Source organism: Candidatus Profftella armatura (genome assembly GCF_000441555.1).
Classification (GTDB): Bacteria; Pseudomonadota; Gammaproteobacteria; order Burkholderiales; family Burkholderiaceae; genus Profftella; species Profftella armatura.
On the sequence record NC_021885.1, the window covers coordinates 408952 to 425514 of the forward strand.

Genomic DNA, 16563 nt, shown 5'->3' on the forward strand with positions numbered 1-16563 from the left:
AATTATATTACAATTTTATATATTATAAACTATATCTAGTTATTACTTTTTATGGTATAGATAAGTAATTATGTTATCAATGTTATTCAGGAAAATTAGATGTATCATTATGATAAATATGATCATCAATTAGTGAAAGAGCGTGTTATTCAATATCGTGATCAAGTACGCCGTAGATTATCTAATGAATTGTCTGAAGAAGAATTTATTGTCCTTCGTTTGCAAAATGGTTTATATTTACAGCGTTACGCATATATGTTAAGAATTGCCATTCCATATGGGATGTTATCATCGAAACAGATGCGTATGCTTAGTTATATTGCTAAAAAATACGATCGTAATTATGGTCATTTTACTACAAGACAAAATATTCAATTTAACTGGATTAAACTAAAAGAATCTCCAGATATTTTAGAAAATTTAGCAAGCGTTGAAATGCATGCTATTCAAACTTCAGGAAACTGTATTCGTAATATTACGTCAGATGAATTATCTGGTGTTTCATTTGATGAAATTATTGACACTCGTCCTTACGCTGAAATTCTAAGACAATGGAGTACTTTTCATCCAGAATTTGCCTATCTTCCTCGTAAATTTAAAATTTCTATTAGCGGGTCCCAAGAAGATCGTGCTGCTATTTTTGTACATGACATTGGTTTACGTGCTATAAAAAATAAACTTGGAAAGATTGGTTTTTGTGTAATAGTTGGCGGAGGTATGGGACGAACTCCTATTATTGGTCAGATTATTTGTAAATTTTTACCATGGAAACATATATTAACTTATATTGAAGCAATTTTGCGTATTTATAATCAATATGGTCGTCGTGATAACATTTATAAATCACGTATTAAGATTTTATTAAAATCAATCGGAATTGAAAATTTTCAGTTTCAAGTTAATGAAGAATGGAAAAATATTAAAAATGGACCATCAACGCTTACATTAGAAGAATTAAAAAGAGTAAAAAAATATTTTATTACTCCTAAATACAAAACACTTCCAAAAAACAGTATTATTCTCAAAGAAAAATGTAAGCATAATAAAGAATTTGAAAATTGGGTTCATCAAAATACTAAAGAACACAAAATTAATGGTTATATAATAGTTATCTTATCTCTAAAAAGAATTAATATGGCTCCAGGAGATATAACTAGCGAACAAATGAATTTTGTTGCAAATTTAGCAGATCATTATAGTTTTTCTGAATTACGTGTTACACATACACAAAATATTGTATTAAGTGATGTCACAAAAGATAATTTATTTAATTTATGGACCGAAATAAAACAATATGGATTAAGTGAATCAAATATTAATTTATTAACTGATATTATATGCTGCCCTGGTGGAGATTTTTGTTCATTAGCTAATACTAAATCACTACCAATAGCAAAAAATATTATGAAATATTTTAGTAAAGATGATCAAAGAAATATCGGAAAAATTTCATTAAATATTTCTGGATGTATAAATTCTTGTGGGCATCATCATATTGGAAATATTGGTATTCTTGGTTTAAATAAAAACGGAAATGAATATTTTCAAATATTAATTGGCGGTTCTCAAGGAAATAAACTTAATTTTGGAAAAATAATTGGACCATCTTTTTCTGCGGATCAAGTTCCAGATATTATTAATCGTATTTTAAAAGTTTATTTACGGTATCGGATAAAAAATGAATATTTTATAAATACCGTAAAACGTATCGGAATAACTTTATTTAAAGAAAATGTATATAAAAATATATAAAATTAAACTTTAATAAAGGAGATGTTATTTGATGTGTAAAATAATTAAAAATGATACTATTGTTAATGATAATTGGAAAATGCTTTATGAAAATGATTTTATAGAAGAAAATGTAAAATTATTAGAAGATCATGTTATAGTTCCATTTAAGTTTTTAAAAAAATATTTAAAATTTAATTCTAATAATAATCTTAATATTGGTATTTGGATTAATAGCGATGAATATTCAGAAGAACTTAAATGTGTTTTAAAAAAAAATCCAAAACAATTTAAAGTAATTGCAATTAATTTTATAAAATTTACTGATGGAAGAGGTTATTCAATTGCATATAATTTACGTATGAAATTTAATTATACTGGAGAGCTTCGTGCAATAGGTGACGTATTACAAGATCAACTTTTTTATATGAAAAGAGTTGGTTTTAATTCATTTGTTATACGTCATGATAAAAACATTAATTCTGCATTACATGGTTTAAATATATTTTCAGAAAAATATCAAACATCTGCTGATGAAAAAATACCGTTATTTCGACGAGTAAATCGCTTATTTTAGCATAAAATTAAAAATTTTTACTATTTAACTTTATGAATATTGTTAATTTTAGACTTAATTCTTTTGTTAAAACTGTTTTAGATGCTTTAAATAATATTGTAACAGATTATAAACCAGCTGTTTTTGCATCAAGTTTAGCAGCAGAAGATATGGTACTAACAGATTTAATTCTTCGTAATAATTTTGATATTAATATTTTTACATTAAATACTGGTCGTTTACATTCTGAAACTCTTAATATGCTTAATAAAATTTATTTAACTTATAAATATAAAATTAAAGTATATTATCCCTTAAATTCTGAAGTTAATAATTATATTTTTAAAAATGGTATAAATGCATTTTATGATAGCGTACAAATGCGTAAAAAATGTTGTTATATACGTAAAGTAAAACCATTGAAAAAAGCTTTAATTGGTAATAAATCCTGGATAACTGGACAGAGGCGTACTCAATCTATAACTCGAAGTAATTTAGTATTAAAAGAAAAAGATATTATTCATAATGGAATAATTAAATTTAATCCTCTTTATAATTGGTTAGAAAAAGATATTTGGAATTATATTAATACCTACAATGTTCCATATAATACTTTATATGATAATGGATATTTATCTATTGGTTGTGAACCATGTACTCGTCCCACTGAGAAAGGAAAAGATATCCGTTCTGGAAGATGGTGGTGGGAAAATTCAAATATAAAAGAATGCGGATTGCATGTATTAGATGGAAAGTTAATTCGTATAAAGTCACAAAAAGGAATTTAGGTTTATTTATAAGTATAAGGATTAAAATGAATAATTTTAAAAATGATATTTTTTATAAAAATAATTTAAATAATTTATATCTTGATTGGTTAGAATCTGAAGCTATTCATATTATGAGAGAAGTCTCAGCTGAATGTAACAATCCGGTATTACTTTTTTCAGGAGGAAAAGATTCAGTAGTATTATTACGCTTAGCAGAAAAAGCATTTAGACCTAGTCGTTTTCCATTTCCAATGGTTCATATTGATACTGGACATAATTTTCCAGAAGTAATTTCATTTAGAGATAACTGTATTTCAAAATTAGGTGAGACATTAATTGTTAGATCAGTAGAAGACTCTATAATGAAAGGAACTGTTAGATTACGAAAACCAAATACTGATTCTAGAAATGCCGCACAATCTATTACTCTCTTAGAAACAATTAAAGAATTTAAATTTGATGCTTGTATAGGTGGCGCACGTCGTGATGAAGAAAAAGCTCGCGCTAAAGAACGTATATTTTCATTTCGTGATAAATTTGGTCAATGGAATCCTAAATCGCAACGCCCGGAATTATGGAATTTATATAATACTCGAGTCCATCCCGGAGAAAACATACGTGTTTTTCCAATTTCCAACTGGACAGAATTGGATATTTGGCAATATATTGAACGTGAAAAAATAATATTACCTAGTCTTTATTTTGCACATAAAAGAAAAATTATTAAGCGTAAAGGATTATTAATCCCTTTTACAAATTTAACACCAGCTCATCCAGGGGAAATTATTGAAAACTTAATGGTAAGATTTCGTACTGTTGGTGATATTTTATGTACATGTCCAATATTATCTAATGCAACTACAGTCGAAGACATTATTAAAGAAATATCTGTTACACAAATCACTGAGCGTGGTGCCACAAGAATAGATGATCAAAATTCTGAAGCATCTATGGAAAAAAGAAAAAAAACTGGTTATTTTTAATATATAATTAATTTTATTAAAATTAATTATTAATTTAAACATATTTAATTAATAAATTTACGTAAATTATATAAAATGAATTTAGAAGCGCCAGAAAAAAAACAAAGTGTTTTTAAAAAACATAGTTTATTACGTTTTATTACAGCCGGCTCTGTTGATGATGGTAAAAGTACATTAATTGGTAGACTTTTATTTGATAGTAAAAATATTTTTATTGATCAATTAGATGCCGTATCTCGTACAAAATATAAACGTGTAATGAGTGGTCATAATATAGATTTATCACTTTTAACTGATGGTTTAGAATCTGAGCGCGAACAAGGGATAACAATTGATGTTGCGTATCGTTATTTTAATACACCAAAAAGAAAATTTATTATAGCTGATACACCTGGACACGAACAATATACACGAAATATGATTACAGGAGCATCAACAGCAGATGCTGTAATTATTCTTATTGATGCATCAAAAATAAAATTTAATCCTAGTGTAAATTTATTAACTCAAACTAAGCGTCATTCAATTATTGCGCATTTACTTAGAATTAAACATATAATAATTGCCGTTAACAAAATGGACCTTATAAATTATAATCAAATTTTTTATAAACGTATAGTCTATGCTTATAAAAAATTTGCAGAAGATATTCATTTTCAAAATATTAATACTATTCCAATTTCAGCTTTAAATGGTGATAATATAATTTCGGCAAGTAATAATATGTTATGGTATAATGGTCCAACATTAATTTCATTATTAGAATCTTTAAATACAAATGAGAAAATAGATAAAAAACCATTACGTTTTCCTGTTCAATTAGTAGCTCGTCATTGTGGTCATATATCTAAAGATTTTAGAAGTTATATGGGGAGAATTGAATCTGGTATAATTAAAAAAAATGATTGTTTAATAGTGGAACCGAGTGGAAAAAAAGCAACTATTAAAGATATTCAAATGCTAAATAAATCATTGGATATGGCAATAACCGGACAATCTGTAACTTTAATTATAAAAGAATATTTAGATATCTCACGTGGTAATATGCTTGTTTCTCCATTCAAAAGACCTGTATTATTAAGATCAATTAATGCAAATTTATGCTGGTTATCTGAAGAATCGCTTGATTTACGTCGTAAGTATTTGTTAAAACATAGTACTAATCAAATTTTATCTCGTATTTTAAAAATTAATGCATTATTAAATATTAATACTCAAAAATGGTGTCCACCTAAGTTATTAGATCTTAATGATATAGGTTGTGTAACTATAAATATATATGAACCAATTTCTGTTGATTCCTATGATAATATTAGAAGCACTGGTTCATTTATTTTAATTGATGAAATTACTTTTCAAACAGTTGCCGCTGGTATGATTATATTATAATTTTATTGTATAAAATAAATTATTATTTATGGGTATAGTTTATATAATTGGCGCTGGCCCAGGAGCGGCTGATTTAATTACTGTACGAGGAGCGCGTTTATTAAAAAAAGCAGATGTTGTATTGTATGATGCTCTTATAACTAATGAATTATTAATGTTATGCCCTAAAGCTAAACATATTTTTGTTGGAAAACGTTTTAAAAAACATTCTATTGCACAATATATAATTAATCGCATCATTGTTAAATGTGCTTTTAAATATAATTTAGTAGTACGTTTAAAAGGTGGGGATCCAATGTTATTTGGTCGAACTGATGAGGAATTAAATGCTTTAAAAAAATATAATATTAAAGTAAAAGTTATACCAGGTATTACTGCGGCATTAGCCGCAGCTTCTGAATCAAAACAATCACTTACTAAACGAAATATATCTCGGAGCGTTGTATTATTCACCTCTAGTACAATGTTAAAAAATAATTATTTAAAAAATATTCCAATAAGTGATACTCTAGTAGAATACATGGGTGGAAATAATATATTTTTAACTGCTAAAAAATTATTAAAATTAGGATTTTTACCCACAACCCCGGTAATAGTAGTAGAAAATTGCAGCCTCTCAAATCAAAAAATCACAAGATTAATTTTATTGGATTTAAAAAAAAAAATATTTCAATTTGAAAAACCAGTTCTTTTTATGATTGGAAAATCTTTAAAATCACATTATTAAATTTAATTTAAAAATTTATAAAGAACGAATGCAATATTTTGCAATTTCTGTTAATATTTTTTTACTTTCACCAATAGGTAAAGTAGTTCTAATATTTATATTTGGATATATTTTTTTTATATTTTTTAACAAATTTTGTAGATCTCTTTCTATATGATTTCCTTTTCCTATAAATATAGGTACTATAGTAATAGTATTAATATTTTTTTTATATAATTGCGCAACACATGTAATTAAATTTGGATCTATTAATTCCAAAAAAGCAATTTTAACTATTAAATTAGGTTGTATTTGTTTTATTTTTTTTTTTAAATATAAAAAAGGTTCTGTCCATTTTACATTACGGGAACCATGAGCAAAAATAATAATTGCCTTTTTCTCAAAAAAAATTTTTTTAATTTTATTCATAATATTTTGTTAATAATAAATTTAATATACTTTAATTAATGTAAATAATAAATATATTTCATATTTAATTTAATAATATTATTAAATAAGTTTATTATTAAAATATAATAAATTTTTATATAATTATTATTTAAATAAAAAGGAAAAAATTATTATGGATTTTGATATTAAATTAATTAGTTCGACAACATCAATTATGTCTTTAAAGACAGATTGTTTGGTAGTTGGTATTTTTAAAAAAAATAAATTATCAAGTATTGTTAAAGATATTGATAAATATGGCGAAATTACAAATATACTCAAATCAGGGGATTTAAATGAAAAATTAGGAAGCACATTATTATTAAGAAATATACAAAAAATAAATGCTAAACGTATTTTATTAGTTAATTTAGGTGATAAAAAAAAAAAAATTAAAGAATCTAATTTTATAAAAATAATTCAATCTATTATGAATGTTTTTTGTAATATAGGAGCTAGTAATTTATTATTGATGTTACCATTTAATAAAATTGAGAAATATAATTTATCATGTTTAATTATTAGAACTATTATTATTATTTCCGATAATCTATATCGATCAGATGCACAAAAAAGTAAAAAAAAACCAATTAAAATTAATATTAAAAAAATTATTTTTGCTTTAGACGAAAAAAATTATATTGATGGAAAAAATGCTATTATTTATGGATGCGCTATTTCTAAAGGAATTGAATTAACTAAAAATTTAGGCAATTTATCGGCTAATATTTGTACCCCAACTTATCTAGAAAATATTTCTAAAAAATTAAGTTTTGATTATAAAATGGACATAGAAATAATCAATCGCGAGCAAATGCAGAGATTAAAGATGGGTAGTTTATTATCAGTTACTCATGGAAGCTCTGAGCCTCCAAAATTAATTATAATAAAATATATGAATGGAAAATTTAAAGAAGCACCTATAGTTCTTGTTGGTAAAGGCGTTACATTTGATACCGGTGGTATTTCAATAAAACCTAGTTATTCTATGGATGAAATGAAATATGATATGTGTGGAGCAGCTTCTATTTTAGGTACTTTATATGCTATTTCTGAAATGAATTTAGAATTAAATATAATTGGAGTTATTGTCGCTAGCGAAAACATGTTATCTGGAAATTCAACAAAACCTGGAGATATTGTTGTTTCAATGTCAGGCAAAACCATTGAAGTACTTGATACTGATGCTGAAGGAAGACTTATATTATGTGATGCTTTAACTTATGTAGAAAGATTTAAACCATCTGTTGTAATAGATATTGCAACATTAACTGGAGCTTGTGTGGTTGCTTTAGGTCATCATAATTCAGGTCTTTTTAGCCGTAATGATGAGAAACATACGAAATTAGTATTAGATCTTTTAAGAGCAGGCAAAATGAGTGGTGATACTGCATGGAATATGCCAATTGAAGATAGATATCAAAAACAATTAAAATCTAATTTTGCGGACATTTCTAACATTGGAAATTCATCAGCAGACAGTATCACTGCCGCTTGTTTTTTGGAAAATTTTACAAAAAAATATGTTTGGGCGCATCTAGATATTGCTGGAGTAGCCTGGAAAAGTGGAGATAAAAAGGGGGCAACAGGTCGTCCTGTAGCATTATTAACTTACTATTTAATGTTAAAATCACCTAATATAAATTTTAAATAATAATTAAATATGAAAATTGCTACTTGGGATATTAATTCTATTAAAGTTCGTTTATCTCATATTTTACGATGATTAATTAGTATTTTATGTTTTAAAAAAAACTAAAAATTACTAATAATAAATTTCCTGTTTCTGAAATCGAGTCAGAGGGCTTTAAGATTATATTTATTGAACAAAAATCTTATAATTATTTTGCAATTTTATTGCGCTTTGGAATAAATAATCTATATTTTCCAGACAAACATCAACACTTAATTACATTAAAATAGAGCGGTTTCGTATTATTTGTGTCTATTCTCCTCACGGAGAATCGTTAGAACACCAAGTATCAATACAAATTAAATTAGTTATACGCATTTAAAAATTAGTTTCTAGAGAACTTTCTTTTTCACAAAAATAATATAAATATTACCCCAGAAAATTGTGATGTATATAATACAGTATTATTAAGAAATAAAATAACATTTTCTTATCTTGAATATCTATTTTTTAAAATTCAAATAGTTGAATTATGAAAAATGAGTTTTTCTCATAATATTACGAATTGATTATATATTATTTTGTAAATCTTGTATTATTGATACAATTCCATGGGGCACCTATAAAAATCACACTCCCTAATTTAGATATTTCTTTTTAATTAATTCTTAAAAATAGTTTTTTAAAAAAAAGCATTTTTAAAAAGTATGTTATTATTAAATTAATTGACCAGTAATTAAATTTTATTTTATATTTATACTTTTATAAATTTATTATAATATAATAATTTTAAATATTTTTAAAAAATCTATTCTATTATTTGTTAAAGTTGAAGTTTTATGACAATTAAAAACAATATTAAAGCTTCTATTATCCTAGATAATTCTCGTACTAAAAATGATACTGGGTCTCCAGAAGTACAAGTTGCTTTATTAACTTCACGAATTAATGATTTAAATATTCATTTTAAGTTACATATTAAAGATCATCATTCTCGTCGCGGTTTAATTATGATGGTAAATCGTAGAAAACGTTTACTATCTTATTTAAAAAATAAAGATATAAATCGTTATCGCTTATTGATTGATAAACTTCATTTGCGAAAATAATAATATATGCTCGCATCAATTAATAGATGCGGGCATTTAAAAATTAATCTTAAATAAAATTAAAATAATTATTACAAGAAAGGAAATTTTTTGTTTAATAAAATTATTAAATCATTTAAATATGGTTCATATAAAATTTCTATCGAAATTGGTGAAATTGCTCGTCAAGCCACCAGCTCAGTATTAGTTTCTATAGAAGATACAGTGATATTGGCAACAGTAGTTTCTTGTAAAGATCCTACATCAACTTATAATTTTTTTCCTTTAACTGTTGATTATATAGAAAAAGCCTATGCTGCAGGTCGTATTCCGGGTAGTTTTTTTAAGAGAGAAGGAAAACCCTCTGAAAGAGAAACAATAATTTCTCGTTTAATTGATCGTCCAATTCGTCCATTATTCCCAGAAGGATATTTAAACGAAATACAAATTGTTGTGTATGTTTTATCAGTAAATCCACAAATTGATCCAGATATTGCTTCTATAATTGGAGTATCAACAGCTCTTTCTATTTCTGAATTACCATTTTTAGGTCCATTAGGAGTAGCAAAAGTTGGTTATATTGATGGTAAATATATTCTTAATCCAACAACAGAACAATTAAAAAAATCTCATTTAGATTTATTAGTTGCAGGTACTGAAAAAGCTATAATAACCGTTGAATCAGAATCAAAACAATTACCAGAAGATATTATATTAAATGCAATAATATTTGGTCATGAAAAAATGAAAATAGCAATTAATGCAATCAATGAATTAGTACAAAATGTAGGTCAAAAAAAAGTAAATTGGGATCCAATTATAAAAGACAAGACATTAATTTCTAAAATAATTAATATATCTGAGCATAAAATCAGAAAAGCTTATCAAATAAAAAATAAACAAATAAGAGATTTAACATTTAAAAATATTAGTAAAGATATCTATTCTTCACTGATAGATAATGAAAATTTAACTATAGATATAAATGATATTAATTGCATTTTATATGATTTAGAATCTAAAATTATTCGAAAACAGATTTTAGATAAAGGACTTCGTATTGATAATCGCGGTGTTAATGATATACGTCCAATTTCAATTCGTACTGGTATTTTGCCTAGAACGCATGGTTCTTCATTATTTACTAGAGGAGATACTCAAGCATTAGTAGTTGCTACACTAGGAACTTCTCGTGATGAACAAAAAATTGATGCATTAATGGGTGAATTTACTGATTCATTTATGTTGCATTACAACATGCCTCCATTTGCTACAGGAGATATCGGTAGAATTGGTGTCCCAAAACGCCGAGAAATTGGGCATGGTAGATTAGCAAAACGTGCATTATTACCGGTATTACCAAATAACAACAAATTTAATTATTCTATACGCTTAGTATCCGAAATAACAGAATCAAATGGTTCTTCGTCTATGGCATCTGTATGCGGAGGTTGTTTAGCATTATTAGATGCCGGCGTACCAATAAGTGAACATGTTGCCGGTATTGCAATGGGTTTAATTAAAGATGGTGAAAAAGTTGTTATTTTAAGCGATATTCTTGGAGATGAAGATCGCTGCGGTGATATGGATTTTAAAGTTGCTGGAACTGTTAATGGTATTACTGCACTACAAATGGATATTAAGATTTTTGGTATCACTTATGATATTATTCAAATTGCTTTATATAAAGCTAAAAAAGGATTATCATATATTTTAGAAAAAATGAAAACAGAAGTTCCGAAATGTAAAAATGAATTATCTAAATTTGCTCCACGTTTAATTACAATTAAAATTGATCCATCAAAAATTCGTGATGTTATTGGGAAAGGTGGATCTACAATTCGAACATTAACTGAAGAAACTGGAACTCAAATTGATATTAATGATGAAGGTATAATTACTATTGCTTCATTTAATTCAGTTTCTGGTCAAGAAGCTAAGAGACGAATTGAAAAACTTACTGAATCTGTTCAAATTGGAAAAGTGTATACTGGAATAGTTTTAAGATTATTTGATTTTGGTGCTATTATTCGAATTTTATCTGGAAAAGACGGTTTATTGCATATTAGCCAAATTTCTAGTAAACGTGTAAATATAATTACTGATTTTCTAAAAGAAAATCAAAAAGTTCGAGTAAAAGTATTAGGAATAGATGATCGTGGACGTATTAAATTATCAATGATTTATTAGAAATAAAATGTTACTTTAAAAAATTAAAATCAAATTCACTTAATAAAATAAAATTAATAAAATAAAATTTTTAAAATGGGGTGGACGACGGGGCTCGAACCCGCGACAACAGGAATCACAATCCTGGACTCTACCAACTGAGCTACATCCACCATAAATTAATTAAAAAAATATTTCTTGTATTCTACATTAATATAATATTTTTTCAAAATTCATATTTTATTAATGAAATACCATAAAAAATTATGTTAAATTAGAATTTTCTATAGAAATATATTTTTTCCATTTTTTTGGGCCATCAATATGTATTGACTTTCCAAGTGAATCTATTGCTACTGTAACAGGCATATTTTCTACATTAAATTCGTAAATTGCTTCCATTCCTAAATCTTCGAAACATATTATTTTTGCAGACTTTATCGCTTTTGATATTAAATAAGCGGCCCCTCCTACTGCAACTAAATAAGCTATTTTTTGTTTTTTAATTAATTTTATTATTTTATCACTTCGCTCAGCTTTTCCTATCATAGCAATTAAACCAATTTTTTCTAAAATTAAATTAGTAAAATGATCCATTCTACTAGCAGTAGTTGGTCCAGCTGGTCCAATCACTTCATTTCGAACTGGATTTATTGGTCCTACATAATAAATTACACGATTATTAAAATTTACTGGTATTTTTTCTCCTTTAGATAACATATATTGAATACGATTATGCGCGGCATCTCTTCCTGTTAATATTTTTCCATTTAATAATAAAATTTCTCCAGATCTCCAAGAAGAAACTTCTTTTTTAGTTAAAGTATTAAGATTAACATAATGAAATTTTTTATTATTTGTGGTAAATTTTATTTTAGGCCAATTTGATAACGATGGTGGTTTCATAAAAACCGGTCCAGAACCATTCAAGATAATATGACCATGTCTAGTTGCTGCACAATTAGGGATTATTGCAACTGGTTTGGATGCAGCATGAGTGGGATACATCATAATTTTAACATCTAATACTGTACTTAATCCTCCCATACCTTGGGCACCAATACCTAATGAATTTATTTTATTAAATAATTCAAGGCGTAATTCTTCTATTTTATTTTTTGGACCATTTTTAATTATGCTATTCATATTAATATCTTGCATTAATACTTTTTTAGCCATTAACATTGCTTTTTCTGGAGTTCCTCCGATACCAATACCTAATATACCCGGAGGACACCAACCTGCTCCCATAGTTGGAACAGTTTTCATGATCCAATCCACTAATGAATCAGAAGGATTTAGCATAGCAAATTTTGTTTTATTTTCCGATCCTCCTCCCTTAGATGCAATTTTTATATCCAAAAAATTTCCTGGCACTAATTCCATATTAATTACAGCTGGGGTATTATCTTGAGTATTTTTACGTATAAAATGCGGATCAGACACGATTGAGGCTCGTAATATATTATTTGGATTAGTATATCCACGACGAACACCTTCATTGATAACATCATGTATTGATCCATTAAATCCTTTAAATCGTACATTCATTCCTATTTTTAGAAAAACATTCACAATTCCAGTATCTTGGCAAATTGGACGTTTTTCTTTTGCGCACATACGAGAATTTATTAATATTTGTGCTATAGCATCTTTAGCAGCTATTCCCTTTTCCATTTTATATGCGCGAGTTAAATGTTGAATATAATCAATCGGATGATAATAACTAATATATTGTATTGCTGACGCAATAGATTCAATAATATCGAATTCTTTTATAATGGTCATTTAATAAAATTTTTTAATATAAAATTATTAACATAATTTAACTTCCAACCCATGGTAAATTTTCAGAACACCAACCGGTTAATTCTTTGCGATGACCTTTAATATTTTTAATACCCTCAAATCCATGTAAAATATTAAAACAATTAATATATCCATTTTTTGCAACAAATTCTGCTGCTTCTTTTGATCGTTCGCCAGATCTACATAAAAATAATAGAATTTGTTTTTTATTTTTAAATAAATTTTTAAATTTATAAATAAAAAAAGGATTTAATGTATTTTCTGGATAAATTTTCCATTCTATTTCCGTGTATTGACTAGGATTAATTTTTACTTTTCCTATCCAATTTAGTTCAGATTTAGTACGAACATCTATTAATTTGATATTGATATCATTACATAGTAGTATATAACCTTGAGAAGGTGTTATTGATCCAGCATATGAAAAAAAATTTTCATTATGTAATCGGGCTTCTTGCAATAATATGTTTTTTATATTATTCATTATTTATATAATATTTTATAGTTAAAATATATTTTTTATTTTTTAAATTTATAATTTAATGAAAATTTTTTATTAAATTATATCATGCAAAATAGTTTATGTAAAAAATAAAAACATAAATTATAAAAAAATAAATTTAATTATTATTAATTTTGAATAACGCTTACTAGATAAAAATAAAATATGACTCATGTTGTCACTGAATCTTGTATTCTTTGCAGATATACAGATTGTGTTAATGTTTGCCCGGTTGATTGCTTTCGAATGGGTTCAAATTTCCTGGTTATTGATCCAGAAGAATGCATTGATTGCGCTGTATGTGTAGCAGAATGCCCTGTTAGCGCTATTTATGCAGAAGAAGATGTTCCATCTGAACAAAAACATTTTATTAAAATTAATTCTGAATTAACAAAAAAATGGCCATCAATAACAAAATCAATAGATCCATTACCTGAAGCTGATAAATGGAAAAATGTTACTAAAAAATTAGTATATTTAAAAAAATAAAATAAATTAATAATATAGGAAATTTTATTATTTATGAAAATTAATACAGTAAAAACAGATGCCGTAATTATTGGAGCTGGTCCAGTTGGATTATTTCAAATTTTTGAATTAGGTTTGCTTGAAATTAAAACGCACGTAATTGATTCTTTGAATAAAGTTGGTGGTCAATGTATTGAATTATATCCAGATAAACCAATTTATGATATACCAGCTGTACCAATTTATACTGGACGAGAATTAATTGATAATCTTTTAAAACAAGTAGAACCATTTTCTCCTGTTTTTCATTTAGGAGAAGAAGTAATATCAATTAAAAAACGTGAAAACGGTTATTTTGATCTTATTACCTCTATTGGAAAACATTTTATAACTAAAACTATTTTCATTGCAGCGGGAGTAGGTTCTTTTCAACCACGTACCTTAAAAGTTGAAGGAATAAAACAATTTACAAATTCACAATTATTTTATCAAATAAAAAATCCTAGTATTTTTTATGATAAAAATATAATAATTTGTGGGGGAGGAGATTCAGCATTGGATTGGGCATTAAATATGGTAGGAAAAGCTGAATCAGTGATTTTATTACATCGTAGTAATAATTTCAGGGCAGCACCATCTTCAGTGTCAAAAATGAAAATATTATGTGATAATTATGAAATGCAATTTATTGTTGGACAAATTACTGGAATAGAAATAAATAATAATAAATTAAATAAAATTAAAGTTACTAGTAAAGATGGGGTTACTAGAAGAATACCATTAGATATGTTATTAGTATTTTTTGGACTTTCTCCTAAATTAGGTCCTATCACTAAATGGGGCGTTGATATAATTAATAAACAAATAAAAGTCTGTAATACAGAAAAGTTTGAAACTAATATTCCTGGTATTTTTGCGGTAGGAGATATTAATACATATCCAGGAAAAAAGAAATTAATTTTATCTGGTTTTCACGAAGCCGCTTTAGCAGCTTTTGGTGCTATTCCATATATTTTTCCAGATAAAAAAATAAATATGCAATACACTACTACATCTACAAAATTACATAAAATACTCAAAGTTAATTCATCAGTATTTCATTAATATTTAAATTTAAATTATATAAGCGTTCCGCTTAATTATTGACGGCGGAACGACTTAATTATTTTTTTAATAATTTTTCTTTGATACGAGCCGATTTTCCTGAACATTTACGTAAATAATATAATTTAGCTCGACGTACATCACCTCTACGTTTAACTATAATAGATGAAATAATCGGGGAATATAATTGAAATGTTCTTTCAATTCCTTCATTATAAGAAATTTTGCGAACAATAAAATTTGAATTTAACCCCTTATTACGTCTAGAAATAACTATTCCTTCATAGGCCTGTATTCGTTTTCTTGTTCCTTCAATTACATTCAAATTCACAATAATAGTATCTCCAGTAACAAAATCAGGAATATTTTTTTTTAATCGAATTATTTCTTCTTGTTCGATTTTTTGAATTAAATTCATGTTTAAAATTCCAATAATTTTTATATTATTTTTTGTTAATTTTTTTTAAAAATTCTTCATCAGTGCATGTTAAAAACTTATTTTTACGTGCTTTTATAATTAAATCTGGTCTTTTTTTATTAGTTATTTTAAGTGAATTTTTACGTTTCCATTTTTTTATTTTTTTATGATTACCGCTAAGTAAAACTATTGGAACTTCCATATTAAGATATATTCTAGGTTTTGTATAATATGAACAATCCAATAAACCATTTATAAAACTATCTTGCATATTTAATTTATTATTCAATACTTTAGGTAACAACCTAACAATAGCATCTATAAGCATCATAGCAGGTAATTCACCGCCAGATAAGATAAAATCTCCAACACTAATTTCTTCATCTATAAAATTATCTAAAAAACGTTGATCAATTGCTTGATATCGCCCGCATAATAGTATTAAATTAGATTCTTTTAATAATTTTATAATAATATTATGTGTAAGCTTTTTACCTTGAGGTGACATATAAATAATTTTTGGTATTTTTTTTATATTCTTTTTTATTGCTGTTATTGTATCTTCTATAGGTTTACCTAACATTATCATTCCTACACCGCCCCCGTATGGATAATCATCAATTTTACGATAATTATTAGAAGAAAAATTACGAGGATTCCATAAATTTAAAGAATATTGTTTTTTTTCAAATGCGCGTCTTGTAATACCTGATTGAGTAATAGCGGAAAACATTTCAGGAAATAATGTAATAACATCAAATTGCATTTTTATTATTTCTTGTAAAAA

The 16563-nt window shown here is 26.0% G+C and carries 16 protein-coding genes and 1 tRNA gene; 11 read left to right on the forward strand and 6 right to left on the reverse strand.

What is annotated here, in order from left to right; all coding sequences use genetic code 11:
* Nucleotides 1-99 precede the first annotated feature (99 nt).
* From SSDC_RS01740 to cobA, 6 genes are all read left to right on the forward strand, one after another.
* Complete coding sequence (locus SSDC_RS01740) at nucleotides 100-1752, forward strand: nitrite/sulfite reductase (RefSeq protein ID WP_020915594.1); 1653 nt, start codon at nucleotides 100-102, stop codon at nucleotides 1750-1752.
* A 31-nt stretch (nucleotides 1753-1783) separates the two neighbouring features.
* Entirely contained in the window at nucleotides 1784-2308 is a 525-nt protein-coding gene (locus tag SSDC_RS01745) for a DUF934 domain-containing protein (RefSeq protein ID WP_020915595.1), read from the forward strand.
* A 32-nt stretch (nucleotides 2309-2340) separates the two neighbouring features.
* Nucleotides 2341-3075 (forward strand): phosphoadenylyl-sulfate reductase, encoded by a 735-nt coding sequence (locus SSDC_RS01750; RefSeq protein ID WP_020915596.1) that lies wholly within the window; start codon nucleotides 2341-2343, stop codon nucleotides 3073-3075.
* Between the two features lie 26 nt (nucleotides 3076-3101).
* Entirely contained in the window at nucleotides 3102-4040 is a 939-nt protein-coding gene (gene cysD / locus SSDC_RS01755) for a sulfate adenylyltransferase subunit CysD (protein WP_020915597.1), read from the forward strand.
* Nucleotides 4041-4115: 75 nt separating this feature from the next.
* Nucleotides 4116-5429, forward strand: coding sequence for a sulfate adenylyltransferase subunit 1 (locus SSDC_RS01760; protein WP_020915598.1), 1314 nt, complete (start codon nucleotides 4116-4118; stop codon nucleotides 5427-5429).
* A 28-nt stretch (nucleotides 5430-5457) separates the two neighbouring features.
* Nucleotides 5458-6156, forward strand: a complete 699-nt coding sequence (gene cobA / locus SSDC_RS01765; protein WP_020915599.1) for a uroporphyrinogen-III C-methyltransferase — start codon at nucleotides 5458-5460, stop codon at nucleotides 6154-6156.
* Nucleotides 6157-6171: 15 nt separating this feature from the next.
* Here cobA and SSDC_RS01770 read toward each other — a convergent pair whose 3' ends face one another.
* Complete coding sequence (locus tag SSDC_RS01770; RefSeq protein WP_020915600.1) at nucleotides 6172-6564, reverse strand: sirohydrochlorin chelatase; 393 nt, start codon at nucleotides 6562-6564, stop codon at nucleotides 6172-6174.
* Nucleotides 6565-6718: 154 nt separating this feature from the next.
* Here SSDC_RS01770 and SSDC_RS01775 point away from each other — a divergent pair, with 154 nt between their 5' ends.
* The 3 genes from SSDC_RS01775 (at nucleotide 6719) to pnp (ending at nucleotide 11496) form a co-directional block, all read left to right on the forward strand.
* On the forward strand, nucleotides 6719-8239 hold the full coding sequence (locus SSDC_RS01775; protein WP_020915601.1) for a leucyl aminopeptidase: 1521 nt from the start codon (nucleotides 6719-6721) through the stop codon (nucleotides 8237-8239).
* A gap of 818 nt (nucleotides 8240-9057) precedes the next feature.
* Entirely contained in the window at nucleotides 9058-9327 is a 270-nt protein-coding gene (gene rpsO, locus SSDC_RS01780) for a 30S ribosomal protein S15 (RefSeq protein ID WP_020915602.1), read from the forward strand.
* Between the two features lie 90 nt (nucleotides 9328-9417).
* Nucleotides 9418-11496, forward strand: coding sequence for a polyribonucleotide nucleotidyltransferase (gene pnp, locus SSDC_RS01785; protein WP_020915603.1), 2079 nt, complete (start codon nucleotides 9418-9420; stop codon nucleotides 11494-11496).
* Nucleotides 11497-11572: 76 nt separating this feature from the next.
* Here pnp and SSDC_RS01790 read toward each other — a convergent pair.
* From SSDC_RS01790 to SSDC_RS01800, 3 genes are all read right to left on the reverse strand, one after another.
* Nucleotides 11573-11648, reverse strand: a tRNA-His gene (locus SSDC_RS01790).
* Nucleotides 11649-11739: 91 nt separating this feature from the next.
* The gene (locus tag SSDC_RS01795; protein WP_020915604.1) at nucleotides 11740-13263 is read right to left on the reverse strand and encodes a fumarate hydratase; all 1524 of its coding nucleotides are present in this window, start codon (nucleotides 13261-13263) and stop codon (nucleotides 11740-11742) included.
* Between the two features lie 37 nt (nucleotides 13264-13300).
* A complete protein-coding gene (locus SSDC_RS01800; RefSeq protein WP_020915605.1) occupies nucleotides 13301-13768 on the reverse strand; it encodes a rhodanese-like domain-containing protein in 468 nt (155 codons plus the stop codon).
* Between the two features lie 183 nt (nucleotides 13769-13951).
* Between SSDC_RS01800 and fdxA the strand changes: the two genes are divergently transcribed.
* Both fdxA and SSDC_RS01810 read left to right on the forward strand, forming a co-directional pair.
* Nucleotides 13952-14275, forward strand: coding sequence for a ferredoxin FdxA (gene fdxA / locus SSDC_RS01805; protein WP_020915606.1), 324 nt, complete (start codon nucleotides 13952-13954; stop codon nucleotides 14273-14275).
* Nucleotides 14276-14308: 33 nt separating this feature from the next.
* Complete coding sequence (locus tag SSDC_RS01810) at nucleotides 14309-15358, forward strand: NAD(P)/FAD-dependent oxidoreductase (protein WP_020915607.1); 1050 nt, start codon at nucleotides 14309-14311, stop codon at nucleotides 15356-15358.
* A gap of 58 nt (nucleotides 15359-15416) precedes the next feature.
* Here the strand turns inward: SSDC_RS01810 and rplS are convergent, their stop codons facing one another.
* Nucleotides 15417-15776, reverse strand: a complete 360-nt coding sequence (gene rplS / locus SSDC_RS01815; protein ID WP_020915608.1) for a 50S ribosomal protein L19 — start codon at nucleotides 15774-15776, stop codon at nucleotides 15417-15419.
* 25 nt (nucleotides 15777-15801) lie between these two features.
* The gene (trmD, locus tag SSDC_RS01820; RefSeq protein ID WP_020915609.1) at nucleotides 15802-16542 is read right to left on the reverse strand and encodes a tRNA (guanosine(37)-N1)-methyltransferase TrmD; all 741 of its coding nucleotides are present in this window, start codon (nucleotides 16540-16542) and stop codon (nucleotides 15802-15804) included.
* Nucleotides 16543-16563: the final 21 nt, after the last annotated feature.

Coding starts and splice junctions, on each gene's coding strand:
- SSDC_RS01740 (WP_020915594.1), top strand. CDS start 100: ATGTATCATTATGATAAATATGATCATCAATTAGTGAAAGAGCGTGTT.
- SSDC_RS01745 (WP_020915595.1), top strand. CDS start 1,784: ATGTGTAAAATAATTAAAAATGATACTATTGTTAATGATAATTGGAAA.
- SSDC_RS01750 (WP_020915596.1), top strand. CDS start 2,341: ATGAATATTGTTAATTTTAGACTTAATTCTTTTGTTAAAACTGTTTTA.
- cysD (WP_020915597.1), top strand. CDS start 3,102: ATGAATAATTTTAAAAATGATATTTTTTATAAAAATAATTTAAATAAT.
- SSDC_RS01760 (WP_020915598.1), top strand. CDS start 4,116: ATGAATTTAGAAGCGCCAGAAAAAAAACAAAGTGTTTTTAAAAAACAT.
- cobA (WP_020915599.1), top strand. CDS start 5,458: ATGGGTATAGTTTATATAATTGGCGCTGGCCCAGGAGCGGCTGATTTA.
- SSDC_RS01770 (WP_020915600.1), bottom strand. CDS start 6,564: ATGAATAAAATTAAAAAAATTTTTTTTGAGAAAAAGGCAATTATTATT.
- SSDC_RS01775 (WP_020915601.1), top strand. CDS start 6,719: ATGGATTTTGATATTAAATTAATTAGTTCGACAACATCAATTATGTCT.
- rpsO (WP_020915602.1), top strand. CDS start 9,058: ATGACAATTAAAAACAATATTAAAGCTTCTATTATCCTAGATAATTCT.
- SSDC_RS01795 (WP_020915604.1), bottom strand. CDS start 13,263: ATGACCATTATAAAAGAATTCGATATTATTGAATCTATTGCGTCAGCA.
- SSDC_RS01800 (WP_020915605.1), bottom strand. CDS start 13,768: ATGAATAATATAAAAAACATATTATTGCAAGAAGCCCGATTACATAAT.
- fdxA (WP_020915606.1), top strand. CDS start 13,952: ATGACTCATGTTGTCACTGAATCTTGTATTCTTTGCAGATATACAGAT.
- SSDC_RS01810 (WP_020915607.1), top strand. CDS start 14,309: ATGAAAATTAATACAGTAAAAACAGATGCCGTAATTATTGGAGCTGGT.
- rplS (WP_020915608.1), bottom strand. CDS start 15,776: ATGAATTTAATTCAAAAAATCGAACAAGAAGAAATAATTCGATTAAAA.
- trmD (WP_020915609.1), bottom strand. CDS start 16,542: ATGCAATTTGATGTTATTACATTATTTCCTGAAATGTTTTCCGCTATT.